We start from the raw sequence: 24967 nt of genomic DNA, 5'->3' as shown, positions 1-24967 counted from the left end.
GTGGCAGGCAAGCTCGTTTTATTCGGTCATGACGGCGATCTTTGCCGTCGTGTTCCTGACCATCTCACTGTGGTCGATCTCGCCGCTCGCCTCGCTCTTCGTCGCTCTCGTCATGGTGCCCGACCTCCTCGTGTACTCCCGGCTTGCGCGCGTCGAAAACGAGATCTGGCCCGAGGCTGCGGGCATTAATCGCCGCCAGGAATACCTCCACGCGCAGGTCAACTTCCAACCGGCGGCGACCGAGATCGCCTCCGGTGGCCACGGGGACTCCTTCAACGACGAGCTCGCGGACCTGTACGGCAGGGAGTTCGAGGTTTTCGCCAAGGCACCGCGCTACGGCATCCGCCTTCAGATGATTTCGAGCCTCGCGGTCTTCGTGCTCGCGGCCGGGGCGTTCGCCGCCATCATTGTCGCGCCGTCCGAATCGACCGCGACGCTCGGCGCTGGCATCGTCGGTGTCTTGAGCTGTCTGCTCGTCACGCGCGGCGCGGGCGCAGCCTACGGCGAGCTCATGGCCAGTGCCCCGCTCATTGCGCAGTACGAGTCGCTGGTCGCCGATATCTCTGGCCGCACCGGCGAGGCGGAGACTCCCGGCCGCGGACCCGACGCGCTTGTTGTTAGCAACGTGACGTTCACCTACCCTGGTTCGCAGGCACCCGTTATCACGGACGCGAGCATGCGAATCGAACCCGGCGAGTTCGTCGCCTTCGTTGGTGCCAACGGCAGCGGCAAGACGACGTTCGCTAAGCTCCTCGGCGGAATCCTGGAGCCGGACGCCGGCACAATCGCGATCGGACAGGCGAGCGATGCAGCGAGCCGGCGCGCCCGCAGTGCGATGGTCTTTCAGGACTTCACGCGCTTCGAAGTGACCGTGCGCCGCTTCGTCGATCCCCTGCTGCGCCACAGCGATGATCAGATCGAGGCGGCGCTGCGTGCCGCCCAGGCGTGGAGTTACATCGCTCCCCTGCCTGGCGCCATCGATGCCCAGCTCGGCCCGCAATGGGACGGTGCGGGGCTCTCCGGCGGCCAGTGGCAGCGTCTCGCGCTGGCTCGCGTCCTGCTGTCGGATCGGGACGTGTGGATCCTCGATGAGCCGACCGCGGCTGTCGACGCGGAAGCGGAGGCCGCGATCTACCAGCAGCTCGCCGAACTGAAGGGCGCACGCACCGACATCGTCATCAGCCATCGCCCGGAAACGCTCAAGGCGGTTGATCGCGTCGTGAGTTCCCGCGTCTCTAGCTGCTGCAGCATTCAACGACACTTGATGGCAGACCCAACGTCTCTTTTTCAACGACACTTCCACCTCGAACAACAGACACTACTTCCCACATTGTGGCACTCGCCACACACCTGCTACGATTGCGACTGACATCGAACCATTCACTCAAATCACAGGGGGACCAAGATGCGCTTCAGTCGCGCGCGGCTCGTATTGCTCGCTATCCCCACGCTTATACTGCTCTCACTATTTCCCGTTGGCTCTTCCGCAATTGCCCACTCTGACACAGGGATCATCAACAAGATTACGACTACAATAGATGACCCCTACCGCGAGATATCTCCTCTCACAATCCGATGTCAACCACTGAACCAACCCGCTGAAATACTCGTAGGTCACGAAACCTGGCCATTGTGTGGTAGAGGCGGAGGCTCCTATTCACTAGGAAAGGTCAGCGGGTTTCGAGGATCTGTACGCATGGACTGGGAGACCTATGGTCCAAGTGTGCACATCCAGATGAGCGGATCAAAATCAAAATGGCCAATTGACCCCTACCGCCCGGGGGTAATACCGGGCCTGAGCAACGCGCAACAGAAAGCACTTTTAAAGCACCCTAGATTCAAGACCTATCTAAAGAACTCATTTGCGCATGCTGGAATCAAAAAGCACGGTTGGACGGCGATTATCGGATGACGTCCCCTGAATGGCTTCGCGCACACCTCTCGATCATTGCGGAGTGCCCGACTCGGCAATACGTCGCCCATCGGCGTGACGGGGATAGCCTCGCAGTCTGGTCCGACTCACCCTTGACGCCAGAACCGTTAGTGCAGCTGATCGGGCCTCAGTTCGATATCGCGGCAACGCCACAGGCCGTGCACCCGACCGACTATCACGCCCTGGATAGTTGGGGCGTTGGACCCGGGATTATGGGGCCGGACCCCGATGTCATGTTCCCGATCATTGCCGCCGTGAGCGAGGTGGAAAGCTGGAGCGTCGACGATCGCTGTCACGTCTCTCGACATTCATTGGTCGAGCGGGAGGCTGGTGAAGACTTCTACCACATGCGAATGCCGCTCACGGTTTTTCGCATCCCCGGCAGGGCACTAATCACCGCTCATTCCTACGTGCTCAGCGCCGACCGCTCATGCGCGATCTTTTCTTGGCACGCGACACGAGCTCGAGTCGACGCCGATGGCACCCGACACTATAACGGCGCGACTCAGCTCATCGAATACGCCCGATACCAAAGCACCAGCGAGCTGAGCGTCGTGGACGTCGATGGCGTCTACACGAGCGCCCAGCTCGCTGATAGTTAATCGTCGAGCTCGGACAGGATCTGCTCGGAGGCGGACAGTCCCAGGCGAGTAGCGCCGGCCTCAGCCATCGCAACGGCGGCCTCGCCGGTGCGGATGCCGCCGGAGGCCTTGACGCCGAGGCGGCCGCCCACGGTCTCGCTCATGAGCTTCACGGCGTGCTCGGAGGCACCGCCCGCGGGGTGGAAGCCGGTGGAGGTCTTGACGTAGTCCGCTCCCGCGGCCTCGGCCCGCTTGCACACCTCGACGATTTCGTCGTCGGTGAGGGCCGCAGACTCGATGATGACCTTCAGTAGCGCGTGGCCACACGCCTGCTTGACCTCGTGGATATCGCGTTCCACCTCGTCGAACTCCCCGGCCTTGACCTGGCCGAGGTTCACGACCATATCGACCTCATCGGCGCCGTCCTCGACGGCGCGCTTGGCCTCGGCGGCCTTGATCTCGGTCTTGACTGCGCCCGAGGGGAAGCCGACGACAGTCGCGACGGTGAGGTCTCCCGGGTTCTCGATCGGCAGCTGGGACGGCGAGACGCACACGGCCTTCACGCCCAGCTTCTTGCCCTGCTCCACGAGCGCATCGACATCGGCCTTGGTCGATTCGGGCTTGAGCAGGGTGTGGTCGATGATGGCAGCAATGTCGCTACGGGTCGTCATGACAAACGGGTCCTTTCTGCGCCTAACGGCGAGGATTGAGCAATCTCGGTCGCTTTGGGAGCAACGATGGCGAAAATATGCGACCAGTTGCCAAAGGCCGCTTTCTTCTCATCGTCGTCGAGCCGGCTGATCGGGAGTTGATACAGGGCGGCCGAATCCGGCTCGTAAAGATTGATGGTGTCGGCGTGGCTGGTTTCCTTGGCAGGAACAGCGAGCACGACGTGGCGCGGGATGCGCTTGGTGAGGGAATCGGAGGCGGTGCCACCGACGTAGAGCAGGCACGGGATCCCCGAGCGGACGATGCCCACCAGGTTACGAATACCCGCCGCGTGGCGCAGGGCCCCCGAGGGCAGCCACGTCACCTCGTAGTCGAGGTTTCGAAACCGCGCCATTTTGGCCGCACCGCCGGGCAGGGTGCCGAGGGCGCTCGGCCAGCCACGCAGCTTGCCGCGCACGTGGCGTTGCGCGATCTCGAAGCGATGCTCGACGGGCGGCTGATTGGCCACGGCCCACGACGGAACTTCGGGCAGCGCGGTTTCTGGCGGGAGATCGGTACCAGCCAACCAGGAGGCGAGCCGGGCATCGCCGGAAGCGGCCAGCATGACAAGCGCTGCGCTCCCGCAGCTCGTTTCGTCACACTGGCGCAGGCGATGCCCGCCAAGCTCGACGGGCCAGACTCTCAGGTCAGGCGTCGTCTCGAGCATCCTCGTCCTCGACTGGTTCTTCGGTTGCCTGGTCTGCCACGTCAGCGGGGTCGGCTTCAAATACCTGCCGCGGGTTATCAGGCTGGTATTCCTCGGCAACGGGTCGATCATCGACCTCGTGCTCTTGTTCGTCCTCGCTGTGCGGCACGACGGACTCTCGCGAATCTGCCATGGCTCTCACCTCCGGTCCACTAGCCGATACGGTCCAAGACTATCGACTCGGGGCCGGTGTACGCCTCACCAATGGCGACGGCATCCGCCAGCACCTCCTTGGCGCGCGCAAAGCGCTCCGGGGTCGCCGTGTGCAGCGTGAAGAGCTTGTCGCCCTTAGCGATCGACTCGCCGGGCTTCTTGTGGATCTCGACTCCCGCGACGGCCTGCACCGGATCTTCCTTGCGGGCTCGGCCGGCACCCAGACGCCACGCGGCGACACCGACATCGAGCGCGTCCATACCGGTGATGACACCGTCGGCCTCGGCCAGGATGTCCTCGGTGTGCTCAGCAACGGGAAGGGGCGCATCCGGGTCGCCGCCCTGGGCGCGGATCATCTCGTTCCACTTGTCCATGGCGCGGCCGTCCTTGAGCGCGGCTTCGACATCGACATCGCCCTTGCCTGCCGACGCCAGCATTTCCTTCGCGAGCGCGACCGTGAGTTCGACGACGTCCTTCGGGCCGCCGCCCTGCAGCACCTCGATGCTCTCGCGAACCTCCAGCGCGTTACCCGCGGTCAGCCCCAATGGAACGGACATGTCGGTTAGCAGTGCCGTCGTCTTCACTCCCGCATCGGTGCCGAGGTCCACCATGGTGCGGGCGAGCTCGCGGGCCTGGTCTAGGTCCTTCATGAACGCACCTGCGCCCACCTTGACATCCAGGACGAGCGAGTCGGTGCCCTCGGCAATCTTCTTGCTCATGATCGAGGATGCGATTAGCGGAATAGCCTCGACGGTGGAGGTGATATCGCGCAGCGCGTAGAGCTTCTTGTCCGCCGGCGCGAGTCCAGCACCGGCCGCGCAGATGACCGCGCCGACCTCTTCGAGCTGGGTGAGGATCTCCTCGTTCGACAGATCGGCTCGCCACCCGGCAATGGATTCCATCTTGTCCAGCGTGCCGCCGGTGTGGCCGAGGCCGCGCCCCGATAGCTGCGGGACGGCCACGTCAAAGACAGCGACGAGGGGCGCCAGGGGCAGCGTGATCTTGTCTCCTACCCCACCGGTGGAGTGCTTATCGGAGGTCGGTCGAGATAGGGAAGAAAAGTCCATCCGTTCACCGGAGGCGATCATCGCGGCGGTCCAGCGGGCGATTTCTTCTCGGTTCATCCCGTTCAGGAAAATCGCCATGTTCAGGGCGGCCATCTGTTCGTCGGCGACCGCGCCGCGAGTGTAGGCGTCAATCACCCAGTCGATTTGATCGCCGGAGAGCTCCCCCTTGTCGCGCTTGGTGCGGATGACGTCGACGACGTCGAACCGTTCGGTCATGATGTCTCCTTCTTCTTCATTTCTGCCAGGTCCCAGGGCCCGAAAGCCTCCGGTAGAACCTCGCTCATCGGCATGACCCCGCCCGGCATCTTCACCAGGAGGTCGGGTCCACCGTGTTCGTACAGTAGTTGGCGGCAGCGGCCGCACGGGACGATCGTCTCCTCGTTGCCATTCACGCAGGTGAAGGCGACGAGGCGGCCACCGCCAGTGTTGATGAGGTCTGAGACGAGTCCGCACTCCGCGCACAACGTCACGCCATAGGCGGCGTTTTCTACGTTGCATCCGGTCACGATGCGGCCGTCATCGACGAGCGCGGCCGCGCCGACGGGATAGTTGGAGTATGGCGCGTAGGCGCGCCGCATCGCAGCGATCGCTTGGGCGCGCAGTTCGACCCATGTTGCCTCAGTGTGGGGCATGATTCTCCTTCATTAACCAGTACAGCCCAGGTGGACCCTGGGCTGTACTGTGCCGAAGCTTGTGGCTTACGGGTAGGGTTTGCCTTCCATCGCGGGCGGGCGAACCGCCCCAACGAAGCCCGCAACCGCGAGGATTGTCACGACATACGGGATCATGAGCAGGAACTCGTACGGGATGGAGTTGTTCACCGACTGCATGACGTAGCCGAGGTTGGTCGCGAAACCGAAGATGGCGGCCGCGGCTACGGCACCCTTGGGGTTCCAGCGGCCAAGGATCATCGCCGCGAGGGCGATGAAGCCGTTACCGGCAGCCATGTTCTTGGTAAAGGCCAGGCCCAAACCAATCGAGAAGAACGCGCCACCAAGTCCGGCGAGCGCACCGCCCAGCATGACCGCCCGCCACCGGGTGCGGTTGACCTTGATACCCACGGTGTCAGCGGCCTTCGGGTGCTCACCGCAGGCGCGCAGGCGCAGACCCCAGCGCGAGCGGAAGAGCATGAACTGCAAAACGATCACGATGATGTACATGAGGTAGACCAGGATCGTTTGGTTGAAGAAGACCGGGCCGATGACCGGGATATCGGACAGCAGCGGGATCGGGTAACGGCCGAGGAACGACGCACGATTCAATCGCGACGGATCATTCATTAGCCACGAGGAGTACAGGAAGGACGTCAGGCCGAGGACGAGCATATTGAGCACGACGCCGACGATGATGTGGTCCACCCGGTACTTGATGGTGAACAGGCCGAGCAGCAGCGCCACGAGGACGCCGGCCACGGGAGCGAGCAGCATCCCGATGAGTGGGCTATTCGCGAGCGATGCGATGACCGCCCCCATGAAGGCCCCCGCAAGCAGTTGGCCTTCGATCGCAATATTGATGATGCCGGAGCGTTCACACACGACACCCGAAAGCGCCCCAAGGATGAGCGGAACGGCGAATGCCACTGCACCCTGCAAGAGCTGGACGACGGGCATCGTGGCGCCGGTGCGACCCGCGACAATCCATACCAGGAAGCCGAGGATGAATGCGACGGCCGCGAGACCGGTGAACATGGCGACGTACTTCTTGCGGTTCATCGCAAGATAGGTCGCGACCCCCGCGAAGATGATCGCCAGGACGGCGAGCGTCCATACGACCGGTGAGGAGTTCATGTGCAGGTTGGAAATCTCGAAGGCACGCGATGCTCCGGCCATCGAGAAGACCGACTCGCCCTTGGAGATCACGGCGAACACGACTGTCAAGGCAGCCATGACCATGGCCGCGATCGGGAACCGCCACTGAATTGGAGCGTGGATGACGGGCGCCTCGATTACTTCATCGTGGCGAACCATGTCTGCTGTGGCCTGGCTCATGCCGCCGCCACCTCCTTCTTCGTAACGCGGGCTCTCGGGGTCGTGCGCCGCTCCGGATCAGGTAGCCGCAGGATCCACCGCACGAGCGGCGGAGCTGCGATCAGCAGCACGATGATGGCCTGGGCGACCTGGACGATGTCAACGGGGATCTGTGCTGCGGCCTGCATGGTGGCGGCGCCAGCATTGAGTGCACCGAAGAGAAGACCAGCAAAGACCACGCCCACGGGACGCGAGCGTCCCAGCAACGCAACGGTGATGGCGTCAAAACCGAAGGATGCGGCCACGCCGTTGGACAGGAATCGCTCGGTTCCCAACACGGGACCGGTCGCGGCGAGGCCAGCGAGCGCGCCCGCAATGATCATCGTGATGATGATGGTGCGGTTGACCGACACGCCAGCGGTGCGAGCAGCCGCTGGGTTAGCGCCGGCCGCGCGGATCTCGAAGCCGAGCGTCGAACGTTCCAGTAACCACCAGACGAATGCCGCTGCGGCGAGCGCGACGAGGATGCCGTAGTGCAGGCGGAACGGCGGACCGAAGATCAGCGGGTAGGAGGCATCGGCCGGAATGTTCTCCGACTTACCTGCGTAACCCGCCCCAATGTAGGTCTTCGTCTTGAGGAAGAACGACAGCAGGTAGAGCGCGATCGAGTTGAGCATGATCGTCACGATCACTTCGTTCGCGCCCGCCTTTGCCTTCAAGATGCCGGGAATGGCACCCCAAATAGCACCGCCCAGGGCGGCGCCGAGGACTGCGACGATCAGGTGGAGGCCTACCGGCAGCTCCCACGCGATGCCGACATAGCCACCAACGAGCGCACCGAGGATGATCTGCCCCTGCGCACCAATGTTGAACAGGCCGGCGCGGAAAGCCACCGCGACGGAAAGGCCTGCCAGAATCAGCGGCACGGCATTTGTCATCGATTCGGTCAAGGGCCGGACCATGCGAGCGGTCGAGCTGGCCGAGTAGTCAAACAGCGCGCCCCTAAAGAGCGAGCTGAAGAATCCGGAAATGGAATGCCAGACCGCGGCGAAGAAGTCCGATGGGCGAGCGAACAGGTAGGAGGCCGTCGTCTGGACGCGAGGGTCAAACGCCGCCACCAAAATGGCTCCGATGATCAGCGCGAGCAGAATCGCGAAGAAGATCAGGACGCCAGAGGAGCCCATGATCTCGCGGATTACCGACTGGCTATCCTTGCGTCGGTCTTGACGCGACGCTGGCGCCTCGGGGGCCGCTTGCATGCTGGGTTCGATGGGCGTGGGGTCGCCTGTGGGATTCGGGGTCTGTGTCATGACTCCTCCTTGGCGATTTCCGCCGACTGTTGATCGGATTCGGCCTGTGCGACGGCTTCCTCATAGGGAACGCCAGCCATCATCAGGCCGAGGACCGAGCGAGGGGTATCGGGCGTGACCATGCCGACAAGCTTGCCGCCGTACATGACCGCGATGCGGTCGGCGAGGGCATAGATCTCATCGAGTTCGGTCGAGACAATGAGCACTGGCGTGCCCTTGTCTCGTTCCGCGACGATGCGGGCGTGGACGAACTCGATCGAGCCGACATCGAGCCCGCGCGTGGGCTGGGATGCCACCAGGAGGTGGAGATCGCGAGACATTTCGCGGGCGAGAATGACCTTTTGCTGGTTACCGCCAGACAGCGTCGAAATGGGATCAAAGACTGAGGTGACGCGAACATCGAACTCATCGCGACGTTCCTCAGCGTTCTTTGCGATCACCGACTTGTTCATATTGACGCCCTTGGCGAAGGGTTCGCGATCGTACATATCGAGGATCATGTTCTCGGCGATGGAGAACGTCGCGATCATGCCGTCGGTGGAGCGGTCTTCGGGAACGAAGCCGATTCCGGCCTTCAGGCGGCTCTTGACGTTCATCCCTGCCAGCGGCTTGCCGTCCAGCTCGATCGAGCCCTGGGAGATGTCGCGCAGGCCCAAGATTGCTTCGGCGAGTTCGGTTTGGCCATTGCCCTGAACACCCGCGATTGCCACGATCTCGCCCGCGTGAACATCGAAGCTGAGATCGCGGACTTCGGCGCGTCCGAGATGGTCGAGCACCGTGAGGTTCTTGATCTGGAAGTCGGCGTTGCCCGGCTGCGCAGCCTTCTTGTCGACTCCAAGGTCGACAGCGCGGCCCACCATGGCCGAGGCGAGCTCTGTTTCCGATGCGGAAGGATCGGCGGTACCAACGACTTTGCCGCGACGGATGACGGTGATCTTGTCAGCGACGGCTTTGACTTCACGTAGCTTATGGGTGATGAGGATGATGGAGCGGCCCTGCTCCTTCAGCTCCCGCATGATCTGCAGCAGTTCATCTGTTTCCTGCGGGGTGAGCACAGCGGTTGGCTCATCGAGAATGAGGACCTCAGCATCCCGGGAGAGTGCCTTGATGATCTCGACTCGCTGCTGTGCGCCGACCGACAGGTCCTCGATGTAGGCATCTGGATCGATATTGAAGCCAAAGCGGTCGGACAGTTCCTTCACCTTGGCGGCGGCACGTTCGGTGGAAATGATCCCGAGTGGACCGGTTGGTTCGTAGCCGAGGGCAACGGATTCGGAGACGGTAAAGACGGGGACGAGCATGAAGTGCTGGTGCACCATGCCGATACCGGCGGCGACGGCGTCGCCGGGACCGTTGAATGTGACGGGTTTGTCGTCGATGAGAATCTCGCCACCGTCCGGCTGATAAAGCCCGTAAAGGACGTTCATCAGCGTGGATTTACCGGCGCCGTTCTCACCGAGCAACGCATGGATTTCACCAGGTTCGACGACTAGATCAATAGAGTCGTTGGCCACGAGGGGCCCGAAAACCTTAGTGATCCCGCGAAGTTCGAGTTTCACTTGGCTGTTCCTGTCAGTCTGGCCCGCACCGATGCGGGCAGGCAGTCGGATGGAATTAAGGAGAGTATGGGTCGGCCCGCGAGCATGTCGGAGAAAATTCCCCTGGCATCTCTCGCGGGCCGATTGCGAGCTTTACGGCTGGTTCTCAGTCTCAACCTTGATCTCGCCGGAGATGATCTGTTCCTTGATCTTCTCCAGGGCATCCTTCAGTTCCGCGGGGACTTTGTCCTCAAAGTCGTGGAACGGAGCCATCGCGACACCACCGTTTTCCAGGGTGCCCACGTAGGCCTCAGAGCTGTAGCTGCCTTCAGCAGCAGCCTTGATCGTGTCGAAGACGGACTGGCCGATTTCCTTCACGACAGAGGTGAGCATGACGGCGCCGTCTGCGGTGGACTCGAAGCCATCGGAGTCAACCCACACGACCGAGCCCTTGCCCTGCTCCTTGACGGCGGCAACCGTACCGGAGCCAACCGGGCCAGCAACCGGCATCACGATATCGACGCCCTGGGCGAGCATGTTCTCGGTGATCTGCTTGCCCTTGTTGGTGTCGGAGAAGTTACCAACGAACTGGCCGGTCTGTGAGTCCTTCGACCAGCCTGCGAGCGTGACGGACTTGCCGTTGTCCTCGTTGTACTTCTTCATGCCGTCTTCAAAGCCATCCATGAAGATCTTCACCGAGGGCAGGTCCATGCCGCCGAAGGTGCCGAGCTTGCCCGACTCCGACATACCTGCAGCGGCGTAGCCCGCGAGGTAGCCAGCTTCAGCGGTGTTGAAGACGAGGGGCTTGGCGTTCGGCAGATCGAGCACCTTGAAGTCCTCGCCCTGGCCCTCGGTGATGCGAGAGTCGATGAGAGCGAAGTGGACGTCCTCGTTGGCGCGCGCCGAATCACGGATCGCGTCGTTGAGCATGAAGCCAACGCCGATGATCAGGTTGCAGTTCTGACCCATGAGGGAGTCGATGTTCTGCTGGAAGTCACCCGGGCTGTGGGATTCAGCCGTGGCGACCTGGACTCCGAGTTCGCTTTCGGCCTTCTTCAGGCCTTCGAAACCGGACTGGTTGAAGGAGCGGTCATCAAAGCCGCCTTCATCGGAGACCATGCACGCCTTGAACTTGGCGTAATCCACGCCGTCCTTGGCGCCATCGGTCGCTTCGCCGGTGCTGTCGGTCTTGTTGTTCGTGGCGGTAGGCGTGCTGTCGGGCGCCTGGCCACATGCTGAAAGAACCAGGGCCGCAGCGGCCATGGTGCTGAAGAGTACTGACTTCTTCACGGGTTCTCCTACCTGCAGTCTGCCGCCACAGAGGGGAGCTCAACGGACGACTCCGTTGTAGCCCTGTGGCGATATGTCCAAAACATCGTACGACGAGTTGTTTCCATGTCCGAAGTCTTTGTCCTTGGATTTTCGTTTCGTTACCAATTCGGGACGGAGATGGACTCAATCACAATGACCTCATCTACCTCGTTGACGAATGGGTCTCGTCGAACCTGTTTCGACTTCTCCTCCAGCATACGTGGGAGAGAGCCCTGTGCCGCACCATGGAACGCCCTTGACGCCATGATCTTCGGCACACGGCTGAGTTTCAGCTCACAATCAAGCAACGCAAAAGCGACCGGAACTAACGTTTCACTAAACCATCTATGACGGCTATCGCAATCAAAGCAGCTCGGCCTTTATTCGCCGTGGTAGTAATGGCGCCGCATCTTCGCGAGCTTGGCTTCAGTGCGTTTGATCCGCCACTTTTTGTATGCACCAATGATACCGCCCCAATAGGGCGTCTCGGGTTCCTTGGGCTCAGCGTCCGGATTGAGCGAGGGATCGGGATTGAGCGCGCCGGTCATCGCTTGGAAATCCCAGTTCAGCGTTCGAGGATCCGAAACGGTGACATAGTTGGGCGATTCATTCTGGCGAATTTCCTCCGGTGAGTCCGGCGTGACCGGGGCCGGAGGGTTGGCGGTAAATGCCGCCATCAGCAACGTGACGCGGGCAAGCAGGTTGACCCACAACAGCAGGGTGACAAGTGCGGTCGCACCAGCTAGCACAGGGTCATCGCTGACCGAGCCCACAGCGGCCGTTCCCACGACGCGAAGCACCGACGAGGCGATCGCTGCAAGCCCCGCCCCCATCACGAGGTCCTTCGTTGGCACTCGCATTCCCGCCACGAATCGGAAGAGGAAGACAAAGACTGCAAAGTCGACCGCAGCGGCAATGAGGAAGGAGACGGCACGCAGCAAGAAGCCCGCGACAGCCCCCTCAACGCCGAGCCAGTCCAGGATCGCGGTGCCGAGCGTGCCCGCGGCGATGCCGAGCGCCGAAGTGACAAGCACAGCGAGAGCAAGGACAACGAATCCGGACAGGTCTTTGAGCTTGCCGACAACGAAACTCACCGGGGCGCCGACGATGCCGAACATCTTTTGGATCGACGTGCGAAGTGCGGTCATCACCGCGAGCGCCGACCACAGCAGGACCACGAACGCGATGATGGACGTCAAGTTCAACGCCGTATCGAGCACGAGACTGTCCGGGCTGACCAAGCCATTATTGGATCCGTTGTCAATCATTCCCGGCAGCGCGGTATTGACCGAGTCGATCACCGAGGCGCGCAGCTGGTCATTTCCGCCGAGCACCGCCATGAAGATCGTCCACCCGATGGCTAATGCGGCGAAGATGGAAAACAGTGCGGCATAAGCGATACCACCGGCTAAGTAAAATCCCGAGGCCATCGATAGGCGCGACATAGCGCGACCGACGCGAGTGGATTGGTACCACGTGAAGATCGCCTTGGCTTTGCCCACGGCGCTCGATTCACTTGCAAGCAACTCTTTGAGGGAGATCTTCTCAACTGCGACAACTGTCGCCTCGTCAATTCGCGGGTTATCTTCCAGGCTGGTCATGGAGCCAGGCTATCGATGGTGCAGGCTCCAGGCGACATTTACCGCGATCCCGGTCCGCTGAGTTTCACGCACTCTTGCTCGGACCAGTGCTCCAGCGATGGGCCGGTGACAACACACATATCGGTGACGAGACTGCTGCCAGAGAAGTCCGCCATGCGCTCGCGAACCGCGTCGAGCTGAGCATCATCATCGATTTGAGCGAGGGTGATGTGCGGGACGAATGGGAACCTAAAATCGGCGCCGGGTACACCCGCCTTGAGCTGGCGATGCAATCGGAAGATGGATTCGCGTCCCCGCGCAATGTTGAGATAGACGACGGGCGAAATCGGCTCGAAGGTACCGATCCCCCCGGACGACACTTCAAACGGCGAGCATGTTTCCCCCACCGTAGCGGTGTGCGCTAAGAGCGCGTTGATCTCACCAGCCGTCGCCCGCCAGGGCGGCAGCACGGTGATATGGGTCGGAACTTCGATGCCGGGCGGAAGGGAGGCCGACCGAGCGTCGCGGACCGCGCGCGCTAGCGATCCCGACAAGGGCAGGATCACACAGGCGTAGAGACTTCGGGACGCAACCATCCAGGTCAGCTTATCGCGGCTCGACGATTTTCACGCCGCCAGCCGTTCGATCTTGTTCGATTGTGTTTGTTTTGCAACAATAGGACCATGAGCAAAGCAGCTAACGGCGGGCCACCCCTTCTGGCACGGCAACGCCAAGAGAGAATTCTTGCCTGGGTCGAAGATCATGGCGCCGTGCGAGTCGCGGAGATCGTCTCGAGCCTGGGAGTCTCGGAGATGACCGCGCGTCGCGATATCACCGAACTTGTCGACCGTGGACTCGTTGATCGCGTTCACGGTGGTGCGGTCGCGCTCGAGCCGGCGGCTGTGGAGCCTTCCTTTGAATCAAAGTCGATTCAGTACGTGAGTGAGAAGGCCCGCATCGCCGAGGTCGCGGTCCCTCGAATCCGTCCGGGCGAAGCCGTGGCTCTCACCGCTGGCACCACGACCCTCGCCGTTGCCCGAGCCCTGACAACACTCCCCCACTTCGCAACGCTCACGATCGTGACAAACTCGCTGCCGGCCGCTCAAGTGCTGTACGAGGCGACACTGCAAGCCCGGGCCGAAGGCAAGACCGCACCGACCGTCATGCTCTCGGGCGGCGAGCGCACCCCGTCCGACGCGCTCGTGGGCATGCTCGCGATTGAAACCTTCCAGCAGCTGCGCCTCGACTGGGTCTTTGCCGGCGCACATGGCTATGACCTGGAAGTCGGACTCATGACGCCCAACATGTCGGAAGCGGCAACGAACACCGCAATGATTGAGGCCTCCCGCACGGTCGTCGCGGTCCTAGACCACACCAAGTGGGGCGTTGCGGGCCTGCGAAGCTTCTGCCATCCCTCTCGCATCGGGGTCATCGTCACCGATCAAGAACCCGATAGGGCGACGCGGGAATCGCTCGTCAACCATGGAATTAACCTGGAGGTCGCGAAACGCGATGCGTAAAACTACCACTCGCATGGCAGATGGCCGCGAGCTCATCTACTTCGATGATTCCGAGCCCTATGCCTCGGGGAAGGCCACTAGGCGGCTTGATGACCCGCGCCCGCTACCCGATCGATTCGAGTCCATGAGCGCGGGACCTCAAATGCGACAGTGCCCCCTCACCGGCGAGTGGATTCCGATGGCCACCCACCGGATGAACCGCACGTTCCTGCCGCCCGCTGACGCCAATCCGCTCGCGCCTGCGCGGCCCGGAGCCGAGTATCAAGACGGCGAAGTTCCCGACACCGACTACGACGTTGTCGTCTTTGAAAACCGCTTCCCGTCCCTGCTTGCGGTTCCCGGCGAGGACACCGGGATCGTCCACGTCGATGGCGAGGAGCTCTTCGCCGCTGCTCCGGCGGCAGGCCGCTGCGAGGTCATCTGCTTTGGCCCGCGCCTGGAAGAAAATCTCGTCGACATGGGCCCCAAGCGCATGCGCACCGTCATCGAAGCCTGGGCGGATCGCACCCGTGAGCTCAGCGAGCTCGAGGGCATCAAACAGGTCTTCTGCTTCGAAAACCACGGGGAGGAAATCGGCGTCACCCTGCACCACCCCCACGGTCAGATCTACGCCTACCCCTACATTCCGCCTCGCTCCGCCGCGATGCTGCAGCGCGCTACCGCCTACCGGCAGGCCACGGGACGCCAACTGCACGACGACGTCCTCGCCGCCGAACTGCGCGCGGGAACCCGCATCCTTGCCGAAGGCGAACACTGGGTGCTGTATGTCCCGGTCGCTGCGAAGTGGCCGATTGAGGCCCACCTCGTGCCGCGCCGCAACGTTCCTGACCTCGCCGCACTGAACGAGGACGAGAAATCTGAGCTCTCGCACATGTACCTGGATCTGCTGGCGGCCGGAAACTACTTCTTCGCCGACAAGGTCGGCAAGCTCAACATGCCCTATATCGCCTCGTGGAACCAGTCCGTCATCGGGCCCGGTCGCGAGGACCTCCGCCTACACCTGCAGTACTTCTCCTTCCTGCGCTCGCCCGGCAAGCTGAAGTACCTGGCCGGATCCGAATCGGGCATGGGCGCGTGGATCTCGGATACCAGCCCCGAGAACATCGCCGAACGCTTCCGCAGCGCACTCGCTCTCGCCTCCGCCGAACGACCCACGCGGTGAGGGAAATGACGACCTGGCAGACTTCGGAGCCGTTGAGCCTTGCCGCCGGCACCGAGCTCGTGACGCGACTGGCTGAGGCCGCCTTCGGTGCGTCCGAGCGCCCCGCCGTCATCGGCTCGGCGCCCGGCCGAGTCAACCTCATTGGAGAGCACACCGACTACAACGGCGGGCTCGCCCTGCCGATCGCCCTGCCCCACCGCACGTTTGCTCACGTGCGGCTGCGCGAAGACCGTACCGTTCGGCTCACCTCCGCGCAGGCCGACGGGGTGGTCGAGGTCTCGCTCGATGACGTGGTCCCCGGCGCGGACCTTGGCTGGGCCAGCTACGTCGTGGGCGTCGCGTGGTCTGCCGAGCAGGCCGGGCTCTTGCAACGCTGCCCGGGCTTCGACATCGCCATCGACTCGTGCGTGCCCTTCGGCGCGGGCCTGTCCTCCTCCGCCGCGTTAGAGTGCGCCGTCGCGGTAGCGCTCGCGACCGCGACCGGCTCCCCCCTTACGCTCGGCGATGACGAGACCCGCGCGCGCTGGGTTGAGGCGTGCGTGCGGGCCGAAAACGAGATCGCGGGCGCCCCGACCGGCGGCATGGACCAGGCCGCGTCACTGCGCGCCCACGAAGGTCACGCGCTCGCCCTCGATTGCCGCACCCGCGAGATCTCCCACGTGCCGCTCGACCTCGAAGCGGCAGGCGCGACGCTCCTCGTCGTCGATACGCGGGCACCACACGCGCTGGTCGATGGGCAGTATGCGGCCCGGCGTACCGATTGTGAGCGGGCCGCGCAGCTGCTCGATATCCCGTTGCTCGCCGACATCACCGATCTCGATTCGGCGCTCGCCCAGCTCGCCGAACGGGCACCGGCGGCCGACCGCGACCGCCTGGTTGCTCGCACGCGCCACGTCGTGACCGAAATCGGCCGCACGCGCGGCTTCATTGCGCTGCTTCAGGACGGCGCGCTCGCCACGTCTGAGGGTAGGCTCGCGCTCGGCGAGCTCATGTTCGCCTCGCATGCCTCCCTGCGCGATGACTACGAGGTGACGTGCCCCGAGCTCGACCTCGTGGTCGAGACAGCCCGCTCGGTGGGCGCGATCGGCGCACGTATGACGGGCGGCGGATTTGGCGGTAGCGCCATCGTCCTTACCACCAGCGAGCGTGCCGCTGATACCGCGGCCGCGATCCGCGCGGCATTTGCCGCCGGAGGCTTCGCCGAGCCCCACCTGTATGCCGCAATCGCAGCCGCGCCGGGCTTTGCTCATGACACGATTGAGCCATGACCTTCGTTGCCATCATTCCCGCGGGGGGTGCGGGCACGCGCCTGTGGCCCCTGTCGCGGCGCCACCACCCCAAGTTCCTGCTCGACCTCACCGGCTCGGGCTCGAGCCTGCTGCGCTCGACCGTTGACCGCCTCGAATCGCTCGCCGATGAGACCCTCATCGTCACGGGCGCCGCGCACGCCGAGGCCGTCGCCGAGCAGACAGGCCTGCCTACCACGGCGATCATTACCGAGCCGTCAGGCCGCAACTCGCTGCCCGCGATCGCGCTCGCGAGCGCGATCGCGGCCCGCCGCTACGGGGAGGACGTCCTTGTCGGCTCCTTTGCCGCCGACCACGTCATCGACAATGAGGACTCCTTCCACGATGCGGTCCTGACCGCGCTCACGTGCGCGGAAGATGGCTACATTACGACGATCGGCATCACCCCGACGCATGCCGCGACGGGCTTCGGCTACATCAAACTCGGCAGCGAGCTCGAACTGTCCGCTGCCGAGACGCCGGATTCAAAGCCGGAGCTCGCGATCGCGGCGACGATGCTCGCCCAAACCTCCCTGCACGTGACCGGCCCGCATCCGATCGCTCCCCCGCTGCCCGCCTACCGAGCAAGCCAGTTCGTCGAAAAACCCGATGCGGAGCGCGCTAGCGCCTACCTGGAGTCCGGCGAGTACGTCTGGAACGCGGGAATGTTCGTCATGCGAGCCGATGTCCTGGCGCGCCACCTACACTCGCTCATGCCGGATTTCGCGGACCGTATCGATGCCATTGCGCAGGCGTGGGACAGCGAAGACCGGCAGGCTGCGCTAGCTGAGCACTGGGATGCGCTCGAGGCCATCGCGATCGATCACGCTATAGCCGAGCCGGTCGCCGCAGACGGCGGCGTCGCTGTTGTTCCCGCGCCCGCCGATCTCGGCTGGGATGACCTGGGAGATATGGCGGCGCTGCGTCAACACCTCGACGTGGACGTCTCCGAGCATGCCTTCGCGCTCGATTCCCCGGGCGCGCTCGTCGTCGATCACCGCACGGGTGATGACCTGCCCGTGGTGATCGCGAAGGGGATCGAGAACGTCGTTGTCACGTTGACCGACGATGCCATCCTCATTACGACGGCCGATCAGGCCCAGGGCGTCGGTGAGATCCCGAAGCTGCTCGCCGAGCGCGGCCGGGAGGACCTGGCCTAAAGCTCGTAGCGCACCGTGAGCGGGGCGTGATCGGAAAACCGCTCCGCCCACGTCTCGGCGCGAAAGACGTGCGCCTCGCGCGCGGCTGCGGCGAGGCCGGGGCTCGCCATCTGGTAGTCGATGCGCCAGCCGGCGTCGTTGTCGTAGGCCTTGCCGCGCCAGGACCACCACGTGTAGGGGCCTTGCACGCCGCCCGCTAGCTGACGGTGGACGTCGACGAAACCAAGCTCATCGAACCAGCGATCGAGGTGGTCGATCTCGTCTTGCAGCACGCCCGCCGTCTTGTTGTAGTTGCCCTTCCAGTTCTTGATGTCCCGCTCGCTGCGCACGATGTTGAAATCGCCCGCGATGAGGACCTCGCGGCGACCGGCGGCCATATCGGCGGCGAGCTCGTGCAGGCGCGCACCGACCCGATCGAGGTGGGCGTATTTGAAGTCCATCTTCTCGGTGCCGACGGTGCCCGAGTGCAAGTAGGTGGAGATGACCGTCAGCGGACGCTGAAGTTCCGGCACGCTGAGATCGACTTCCAGCCAGCGGCCCGAATCCACGTCCGGTTCCCCCTCGCTCAGCCCGGTGCGGACCTCACCGTGCGGCAGCGCGGAGATGACGGCGACGCCTGCCCGGCCCTTCAGGCGGGAATCGTGCAGGTGGATCGTGTCCGTCGTTTCGAAAACCTCATCGAGCTGGGCGCGGTTGGCGCGCACCTCTTGCAGCAGCAGGATGTCCGGAGCGGCATGGGTGAGCCAGTCGGGCATGCCGCGGCGGGCGGCGGCGCGGATTCCGTTGACGTTGACGGTAGAGATCGAAAGCATGCCCCTATCGTCGCATGCGGCGCGGATACGCTCGACGAGACCTCGTTTCCGGCGCGCGCTACGCCTTCGCGGCGGCGGCGCGTTCGGCCGCTTCCACGACGTTGACGAGCAGCAGCGCGCGCGTCATCGGGCCCACTCCCCCGGGGTTGGGTGAGAGCCAGGAGGCGACTGCGTCGACCCCGTCGGCGACGTCGCCCTGCAGGCGGGCCTTGCCGCTCGCCTCATCAACGACGCGCGAGACGCCGACGTCCAGGACGATGGCGCCGGGCTTGAGCATCTCGGGCGTGATGAGCCCGGCGACGCCCGAGGCAGCGACGACGACATCGGCGGCCCGGACCTTGTCGGCCAGGTCCGTCGTTCCGGTGTGGCAGCTCGTGACCGTGGCGTTGACGTCCTTGCGGCCCATGAGCAACCCGATAGAGCGCCCGACGGTGGTCCCGCGGCCGACGACGCACACGTCGGCGCCGTTGAGGTCGATCCCGTGGCGCTGCATGAGCTCGATGACGGCGCGCGGCGTGCACGGCAGCGGCGTGTCGATGTCCTCGGAGACCCGCAGCACGAGCCGCCCGAGGTTCGTCGGATGCAGCCCGTCGGCGTCCTTGTCCGGATCGATGAGCTCCAGCAGTGCGTTGGTATCGACGCCCTTGGGCAGCGGCAGCTGGACGATGTAGCCCGTGCACGCCGGATCGTTATTCAGCCGCGTGATCGCGGCGCGGATATCGTCCTCGCTGGCGTCAGCAGGCAGGTCCTCGCGGATGGAGGCGATTCCCACCTGCTCGCAGTCGCGGTGCTTGCCCGCGACGTAGGACACGCTGCCGGGATCCTCGCCGACGAGCACCGTCCCGAGGCCCGGCGTGATGCCGCGCGCCTTCAGCGCGGCGACCCGCTCGGCCAGTTCGGACTTGATCTCGGCCGCCGTTGCCTTGCCATCAAGGACCTTGGCTGGCCCTTGCCAGGGCGCCCTCACTGGACGAGCCCGTCGTACAGCGGGAAGTTCTCGGTCAGCTTGGTAACGCGCGCCTTCAGGGACTCGACGTCGGCACCCGTCCCATCGCGCAGCGCGATGGCGATGACGTCGGCGACCTCGGCGAACTCGGTCGCGCCAAAGCCGCGCGTGGCGAGCGCCGGGGTACCGATCCGCAGCCCGGAGGTCACCATCGGCGGGCGCGGGTCGAACGGGATCGCGTTGCGGTTGACGGTGATGCCGGCAGCGTGCAGCAGGTCTTCGGCCTGCTTGCCATCGAGCTCGGAATTACGCAGGTCGACGAGCACGAGGTGGACGTCGGTGCCGCCGGTCAGGACGGAGACGCCGGAGTCCTTCATATCATCAGCGAGCAGCCGCTCGGCGAGGATCTTGGCGCCTTCGATGGTGCGCTGCTGGCGCTCGGCGAATTCCGGGCTGCCGGCGAGCTTGAAGGCGGTGGCCTTCGCCGCGATGACGTGCATGAGCGGGCCGCCCTGCTGGCCGGGGAAGACGGCCGAGTTGAGCTTGCGGCCGAAGGTCTCGGCGTCGGAGGACAGGATGAGTCCGGAGCGCGGGCCGCCGAGCGTCTTGTGGACGGTGGAGGAGACGACGTGGGCGTGTGGGACGGGGTTCGGGTGCAAGCCGGCCGCGACGAGCCCGGCGAAGTGCGCCATGTCGACCCACAGGGTTGCGCCGACCTCGTCGGCGATCTCTCGGAAGGCGGCGAAGTCGAGCTGGCGCGGGTAGGCGGACCATCCGGCGATGATGACGCGCGGCTCGTGTTCGCGGGCCGCCTCGCGCACCTTGTCCATGTCGACGAGGTAGGTCTGCGGATCCACGCCATAGGCCTTGGCGTCGTACAGCTTGCCGGAGAAGTTGATCTTCATGCCGTGGGTGAGGTGGCCGCCGTGGGCGAGCTCGAGGCCGAGCAGGGTGTCACCGGGCGAGGCGATCGCGTGCAACACGGCCGCATTGGCGGTTGCTCCCGAGTGCGGCTGGACGTTGGCGTAGTCGGCCCCGAACAGCGCTTTGACACGCTCGATAGCGAGGTTTTCCGCGATGTCGACCTGCTCGCAGCCACCGTAGTAGCGCCGGCCGGGGTAGCCCTCAGCGTACTTGTTTGTCAGCACCGAACCCTGGGCCTGCAACACGGCGCGAGGCACGAAGTTCTCGGAGGCGATCATCTCCAGGGTGTGACGTTGCCGGTCTAACTCCCCGGTCAGCACGTCGGCAATCTCTGGATCGATCTGAGCTAGTGGGGCGTTAAGGACATCCTGCGTCACGGGTACCTGCTCCTAGGTTTCGGCTGTCATCGGCGCCGAATCGATAATGGGTGACGAGGTCGAGCCTAGCGCAGATCAATCGGCGGCGGGGGCGCCGAAAGCGTCGACGAGATCGTCATCGTCTTCGTCTTCTTCGCCAAGCACCCGACGCAGGTAGGAATAGGTCAGTTCGCCGGCGTATTCATCGAAATCATCGTCGTGGCCGGGCATCCCGGGGATGTCCAGGCTCGCGCGCTTGTCCTGCGCGGTAAAGACCCACACCTCGGAGATATCCTCGGGCAGGTATTCCAGCACCTTGAGCAGCAGCGCCGTCCCGATCCCCTGCTTTTGCAAGTCGGGCGTGACAGCCAGGCGGCCAAGCTTGGCGCGGGTGCCATCGATCGCGACGCGGATCGAGCCGACGAGCCGCGTGCCAATCCATGCGCCGAGGGTCACAACGTCCTCGCGGGCGAGGTCCTTATCGATGTCCTCTAGCGATTCGGTGAGCACCGGCAGGTGCGGATCGCCGTAGACCTGCGCTTCGGTCACGAACGCCGCGCGGCGCACGGTCATGAGTTCTCCGGCGTGCTCGGCGGTGATGAGGTCGATTCTCACGTCAGACACGGCTGTCCTCCTAAAGATGGCTCTGCCCCGAGCCTACGGTGTTTTTAGGCTCGGGGCATCGCGGGAATCGACGGAGCTGGCGGCTATCCCTTGACGGAACCCGACATGAGTCCGCCGACGAAATACTTGCCGAGCAGGATGTAGACGATGAGTGTGGGCGCGGAGGCGAGCAGCGCGCCCGCCATCGACGCCCCGTAGTCCGCCATGATCGAGCCGTGGGCAAGGTTGTTCAGGGAGAGCGTGACCGGCCCGGTCTCCGTGTTCGTTAAGAACAGGGCGAACAGGAAGTCATTCCACGCGGAGGTGAACTGCCAGATCAGGACGACGACGAAGCTCGGAATCGAGATCGGCAGTACGACCGAGAAATAGGTGCGCAGCATGCCCGCACCATCGACGCGCGAGGCCTCGATGAGCTCTTGCGGAACCGATTCGTAGTAGTTGCGGAAAATGAGCGTCGTGATGGGGATGCCGTAGACGACGTGCGCGAGGATCAGCGTGGGAATACCGTTGGGCAGTCCCATCGTCAGCACCATCTTCATGAGCGGGATCATGACGGCCTGGTACGGAATGAACATGCCGAACAAGATGAGCGTGAAGATGATGTTCGCCCCGGGAAAGCGCCAGCGCGAAAGGACGAATCCGTTCATCGAGCCGAGCATCGCCGAGATGATCGAGGACGGGATAACGAGCGCAAACGTCCGCCCGATGGGCGCGGCCAGTGCGTCCCAGGCCCGCTGCCAGTTGGCGGTCTGCCACACCTCGGGCAGGAACCAGGTCCGCGACGGATCAGCCTCGGCCGAGCCCTTAAACGAGGTGATGATGAGGACGTAGACGGGAATGAGGACGACGGCGAGCGAGAAGATCAGCAGCGCATAGCGGATGGCGGTTGCGGTGCCTTTCGTGCCGGATCGATCCAGGGACGGGCGCGGGCCGAGCTCCTCGCCTGGCAGAGCGGGAGCGGGCTGAGTCGAGGTGGTCGTCATGTCAGCGCCTCTGCTTCGCGTCGTGGATGAGATAGGGAACGACGAGGATCGCCACGATCACGAGGAGGATCGTGCCGACGGCCGCGGCGTTGGAATAGTCGCCCGAGGTCATGAAGTTGTACATGTCGATCGCGGGAACCTTGGTCGAATAGGTGCGCTGATCGGTCACGGCCATGATGAGGTCGAAGGACTTCATCGCCATGTGCCCAATGATGATGACCGCGGACAACGCGACGGCCGAAAGCTGCGGGAAGATGATATGCCGGTACAGCTGCCATTCGCTGGCACCATCGACGCGGCCGGCCTCGCGCAGGTCATCGCTGATCCCCCGAAAGCCCGCAAGGAATAGGGCCATGACATAGCCGGCGAGCTGCCAGATCGCGGGCAGCGCCACCGCGAGGACACCGAAGGTGAGGTTCGCGGTCCAGGAGTTTTCTAAAAAGCTCAGCCCCAGCATGTGGAACAGACGGTTCAGTCCCTTGGCCTGGTCGCCGGTGCCGGAGTTGAGCAGCCACTTCCACACCACACCCGAGGCGATGAAGGATACGGCCATCGGGAAGAGGAAGACCGAGCGGAAGAACCCCTCTCCCTTGATCGGGCGCTCCAGCAGCCACGCCCACAAGAACCCGAGGACGAGGGTGCCAACGAGGAACGCGAGCGTGAAGAGCAGCAGGTTCGTCAGCGAATGCTGGAAGTCCGCATTACCGAAAAGGTAGGCGTAGTTCTCGAACCACACAAAGGAGGTCTCGCGTGCCCCGTTGTACTGGGCGACGGTATGGGCATCGCGCATCGAGGTATAGGTGTTGGCGGCGATGAGGCCGTAGACGAATACCCCGACGAGGATGACGGAGGGAGAAATGAGAAGGAGCGGCGGACCGTAGGTGCGCCACCACTGGCGCGAACTTCGCCGTTGTTTACTCGCCATCGTTGGTCCTTCCATAGCAGCGGGTGGCGGCGATGTCGCCGCCACCCGCTGCTCATTGGTGATCTGGTGAGGCTAGCGCGAGGCTACTTGCTCATCGGTTCGGCAGCCTTGGCGAGCTCGGCCTGGAAGCCAGCCACGTCAGAGCCACCCTGAGCAAACTTGGCGCAGGCATCGTTCATCGCGTTGGACACGGCAACCGGGGCCGCCGCGCCGTGCGCGATCGAGGACACAATGGTGTCTTCCGCGAAGGACTTCATCGCGTCCTGCTGGTATTCACCGAATTTGCCCAGTTCCTCTTCGCTCAGATCCGAGCGAGCAGGAATCGAGCCCTTGACCGTGTTAAACGCGATCTGACCTTCCTTGCCGGAGATGGTTTGCAGCCAGGCCTTGGCGCCATCAACGTTCTTGGCGCCGACCGGCAGCGTGAAGGAGTCCGCGAGGAAGTCGAACATGCCGTCCGTGCCGGGCACGGGGAAGGCGACGTAGTCTTCCTTGTACTTCTTACCTGCCGCGTCGAAGGCCGCCACGGCCCAGTCGCCCATGACGTTGTAGGCAGCGTTGCCGCTGATGACCGGGTTCATGGCCGGCTCCCAGTCCTCATTGAGGTAGGACTTGTCGGCCAGTTCCATGATCTTGGCGTAGTGCTCGATCGCCTTGGTGACCTCGGGGCCATCCCATGCGGTCTTGCCGTCAAACAGGCCGTTGTAGCCTTCGGCGCCGAGATCGGCCATGAGGACGACCTCCAGGAGCTGGAGCTGCGTCCACGCCATGCCGACGGTGATCGGGGTCTTACCCGCGGCCTTGACCTTCTCCATGTCCGCGATCCACGCATCGAGGTCGGCCGGAGCCTTTTCCGGATCCAGGCCGGCTTCCTTCAACACCGCATTATTGGCCCACACGACGTTCGCGCGGTGCACGTTGGACGGGACCGAGTAAATCTTGCCGTCCACGGTCAGGCGATCGATCAGGGTCTGCGGGAAGGCATCCTTGAGCTTGAACTCGTCATACAGGTTGGATACGTCTTCGATCTGCATCGCATCGATGTAGTCGGTCAGCTCCGCACCCGCGTGAGCTTGGAAGGTATCCGGCGGGTTCTTCGCTGCGAGGTCCGCGGCAAGCTTCTGCTTGGCCTGGGAACCGCCACCACCGGCGACCGCCGCATTCTTAAAGGTGAAGTTGGAGTGCTCCTTCTTAAACACGCCTTCGAGGGCCTCCAGGCCCTTCTTTTCCGAGCCGGCTTCCCACCAGCTGACGACCGAGACGTCTCCGCCGCCTTCGCCTGAACCGCCACCGGAACCACCAGTGGTGGATCCATTGGATGATCCGCCGCCGCCACAGGCGGCAAGAACCAGGCTGAGTGCGGCGAGTCCCGCGACTGCTCCGATCCGCTTCATTGCTTCTCCTCACGAAACTGC

Annotated in this window: 25 protein-coding genes; 7 read left to right on the top strand and 18 right to left on the bottom strand. The window is 63.7% G+C overall.

Annotation, left to right across the window (positions count from 1 at the left end; genetic code table 11):
* Positions 1–28: 28 nt before the first annotated feature.
* From MUN85_RS03005 to MUN85_RS02995, 3 genes are all read left to right on the top strand, one after another.
* Positions 29–1369: an ATP-binding cassette domain-containing protein gene (locus MUN85_RS03005; RefSeq protein ID WP_250505319.1), complete on the top strand. Its 1341-nt coding sequence runs from the start codon at positions 29–31 to the stop codon at positions 1367–1369.
* Between the two features lie 327 nt (positions 1370–1696).
* Positions 1697–1912 (top strand): hypothetical protein, encoded by a 216-nt coding sequence (locus tag MUN85_RS03000; protein WP_250505318.1) that lies wholly within the window; start codon positions 1697–1699, stop codon positions 1910–1912.
* A 131-nt stretch (positions 1913–2043) separates the two neighbouring features.
* The gene (locus MUN85_RS02995) at positions 2044–2535 is read left to right on the top strand and encodes a hypothetical protein (protein ID WP_250505317.1); all 492 of its coding nucleotides are present in this window, start codon (positions 2044–2046) and stop codon (positions 2533–2535) included.
* Here the strand turns inward: MUN85_RS02995 and deoC are convergent.
* From deoC to MUN85_RS02940, 11 genes are all read right to left on the bottom strand, one after another.
* Positions 2532–3185, bottom strand: a complete 654-nt coding sequence (gene deoC, locus MUN85_RS02990) for a deoxyribose-phosphate aldolase (RefSeq protein WP_250505316.1) — start codon at positions 3183–3185, stop codon at positions 2532–2534. The genes MUN85_RS02995 and deoC overlap by 4 nt on opposite strands.
* Positions 3182–3889 (bottom strand): hypothetical protein, encoded by a 708-nt coding sequence (locus MUN85_RS02985; protein WP_250505315.1) that lies wholly within the window; start codon positions 3887–3889, stop codon positions 3182–3184. Before MUN85_RS02985 ends, deoC begins: the two co-directional genes overlap by 4 nt.
* Positions 3870–4061, bottom strand: coding sequence for a hypothetical protein (locus MUN85_RS02980; RefSeq protein ID WP_250505314.1), 192 nt, complete (start codon positions 4059–4061; stop codon positions 3870–3872). Before MUN85_RS02980 ends, MUN85_RS02985 begins: the two co-directional genes overlap by 20 nt.
* Positions 4062–4080: 19 nt before the next feature.
* On the bottom strand, positions 4081–5364 hold the full coding sequence (locus MUN85_RS02975) for a thymidine phosphorylase (RefSeq protein ID WP_250505313.1): 1284 nt from the start codon (positions 5362–5364) through the stop codon (positions 4081–4083).
* Positions 5361–5780 carry a cytidine deaminase gene (locus MUN85_RS02970; protein ID WP_250505312.1) on the bottom strand — a complete coding sequence of 140 codons (420 nt, stop codon included), beginning with the start codon at positions 5778–5780 and terminating at the stop codon, positions 5361–5363. Before MUN85_RS02970 ends, MUN85_RS02975 begins: the two co-directional genes overlap by 4 nt.
* Positions 5781–5846: 66 nt before the next feature.
* The gene (locus MUN85_RS02965; RefSeq protein WP_431603539.1) at positions 5847–7136 is read right to left on the bottom strand and encodes an ABC transporter permease; all 1290 of its coding nucleotides are present in this window, start codon (positions 7134–7136) and stop codon (positions 5847–5849) included.
* Positions 7133–8374, bottom strand: a complete 1242-nt coding sequence (locus tag MUN85_RS02960) for an ABC transporter permease (RefSeq protein ID WP_431603541.1) — start codon at positions 8372–8374, stop codon at positions 7133–7135. Before MUN85_RS02960 ends, MUN85_RS02965 begins: the two co-directional genes overlap by 4 nt.
* 47 nt (positions 8375–8421) lie before the next feature.
* Positions 8422–9984 (bottom strand): ABC transporter ATP-binding protein, encoded by a 1563-nt coding sequence (locus MUN85_RS02955; protein ID WP_250505310.1) that lies wholly within the window; start codon positions 9982–9984, stop codon positions 8422–8424.
* Between the two features lie 132 nt (positions 9985–10116).
* Positions 10117–11253 carry a BMP family lipoprotein gene (locus MUN85_RS02950; RefSeq protein ID WP_250505309.1) on the bottom strand — a complete coding sequence of 379 codons (1137 nt, stop codon included), beginning with the start codon at positions 11251–11253 and terminating at the stop codon, positions 10117–10119.
* A gap of 401 nt (positions 11254–11654) precedes the next feature.
* The gene (locus MUN85_RS02945; protein WP_250505308.1) at positions 11655–12875 is read right to left on the bottom strand and encodes a YihY/virulence factor BrkB family protein; all 1221 of its coding nucleotides are present in this window, start codon (positions 12873–12875) and stop codon (positions 11655–11657) included.
* A gap of 38 nt (positions 12876–12913) precedes the next feature.
* On the bottom strand, positions 12914–13450 hold the full coding sequence (locus MUN85_RS02940; protein WP_250505307.1) for a 2'-5' RNA ligase family protein: 537 nt from the start codon (positions 13448–13450) through the stop codon (positions 12914–12916).
* Between the two features lie 87 nt (positions 13451–13537).
* On the opposite strand from MUN85_RS02940, the gene MUN85_RS02935 reads away from it, so the two are divergent.
* Genes MUN85_RS02935 through MUN85_RS02920 form a run of 4 tightly spaced genes read left to right on the top strand, consistent with a single transcriptional unit; the run spans position 13538 to position 17982 of the window.
* Positions 13538–14374, top strand: coding sequence for a DeoR/GlpR family DNA-binding transcription regulator (locus tag MUN85_RS02935; RefSeq protein ID WP_092563130.1), 837 nt, complete (start codon positions 13538–13540; stop codon positions 14372–14374).
* A 13-nt stretch (positions 14375–14387) separates the two neighbouring features.
* Positions 14388–15536 (top strand): galactose-1-phosphate uridylyltransferase, encoded by a 1149-nt coding sequence (gene galT / locus MUN85_RS02930; RefSeq protein ID WP_250505306.1) that lies wholly within the window; start codon positions 14388–14390, stop codon positions 15534–15536.
* 5 nt (positions 15537–15541) lie between these two features.
* Positions 15542–16804 carry a galactokinase gene (gene galK / locus MUN85_RS02925; RefSeq protein WP_250505305.1) on the top strand — a complete coding sequence of 421 codons (1263 nt, stop codon included), beginning with the start codon at positions 15542–15544 and terminating at the stop codon, positions 16802–16804.
* Positions 16801–17982, top strand: coding sequence for a mannose-1-phosphate guanylyltransferase (locus MUN85_RS02920; protein WP_250505304.1), 1182 nt, complete (start codon positions 16801–16803; stop codon positions 17980–17982). Before galK ends, MUN85_RS02920 begins: the two co-directional genes overlap by 4 nt.
* Here the strand turns inward: MUN85_RS02920 and MUN85_RS02915 are convergent.
* The 7 genes from MUN85_RS02915 to MUN85_RS02885 all read right to left on the bottom strand — a co-directional run bounded on the left by MUN85_RS02915 (position 17979) and on the right by MUN85_RS02885 (position 24946).
* Entirely contained in the window at positions 17979–18794 is an 816-nt protein-coding gene (locus MUN85_RS02915) for an exodeoxyribonuclease III (RefSeq protein ID WP_250505303.1), read from the bottom strand. The genes MUN85_RS02920 and MUN85_RS02915 overlap by 4 nt on opposite strands.
* A gap of 58 nt (positions 18795–18852) precedes the next feature.
* Entirely contained in the window at positions 18853–19761 is a 909-nt protein-coding gene (locus MUN85_RS02910) for a bifunctional methylenetetrahydrofolate dehydrogenase/methenyltetrahydrofolate cyclohydrolase (RefSeq protein WP_250505302.1), read from the bottom strand.
* Positions 19758–21041, bottom strand: a complete 1284-nt coding sequence (gene glyA, locus MUN85_RS02905) for a serine hydroxymethyltransferase (protein ID WP_348647934.1) — start codon at positions 21039–21041, stop codon at positions 19758–19760. Before glyA ends, MUN85_RS02910 begins: the two co-directional genes overlap by 4 nt.
* 75 nt (positions 21042–21116) lie before the next feature.
* Positions 21117–21644, bottom strand: coding sequence for a GNAT family N-acetyltransferase (locus tag MUN85_RS02900; protein WP_222842385.1), 528 nt, complete (start codon positions 21642–21644; stop codon positions 21117–21119).
* 83 nt (positions 21645–21727) lie between these two features.
* Positions 21728–22627, bottom strand: coding sequence for a carbohydrate ABC transporter permease (locus MUN85_RS02895; protein WP_250505301.1), 900 nt, complete (start codon positions 22625–22627; stop codon positions 21728–21730).
* Between the two features lies 1 nt (position 22628).
* Complete coding sequence (locus MUN85_RS02890; RefSeq protein WP_431603538.1) at positions 22629–23552, bottom strand: carbohydrate ABC transporter permease; 924 nt, start codon at positions 23550–23552, stop codon at positions 22629–22631.
* Between the two features lie 83 nt (positions 23553–23635).
* Positions 23636–24946, bottom strand: a complete 1311-nt coding sequence (locus MUN85_RS02885; RefSeq protein WP_250505299.1) for an ABC transporter substrate-binding protein — start codon at positions 24944–24946, stop codon at positions 23636–23638.
* Positions 24947–24967 lie beyond the last annotated feature (21 nt).

It is taken from the genome of Bowdeniella massiliensis (assembly GCF_023634005.1).
Classification (GTDB): domain Bacteria; phylum Actinomycetota; class Actinomycetes; order Actinomycetales; family Actinomycetaceae; genus Bowdeniella; species Bowdeniella massiliensis.
Note: the sequence above shows the minus strand (reverse complement) of the source record. Positions and strands in the feature narration are given on the sequence as shown.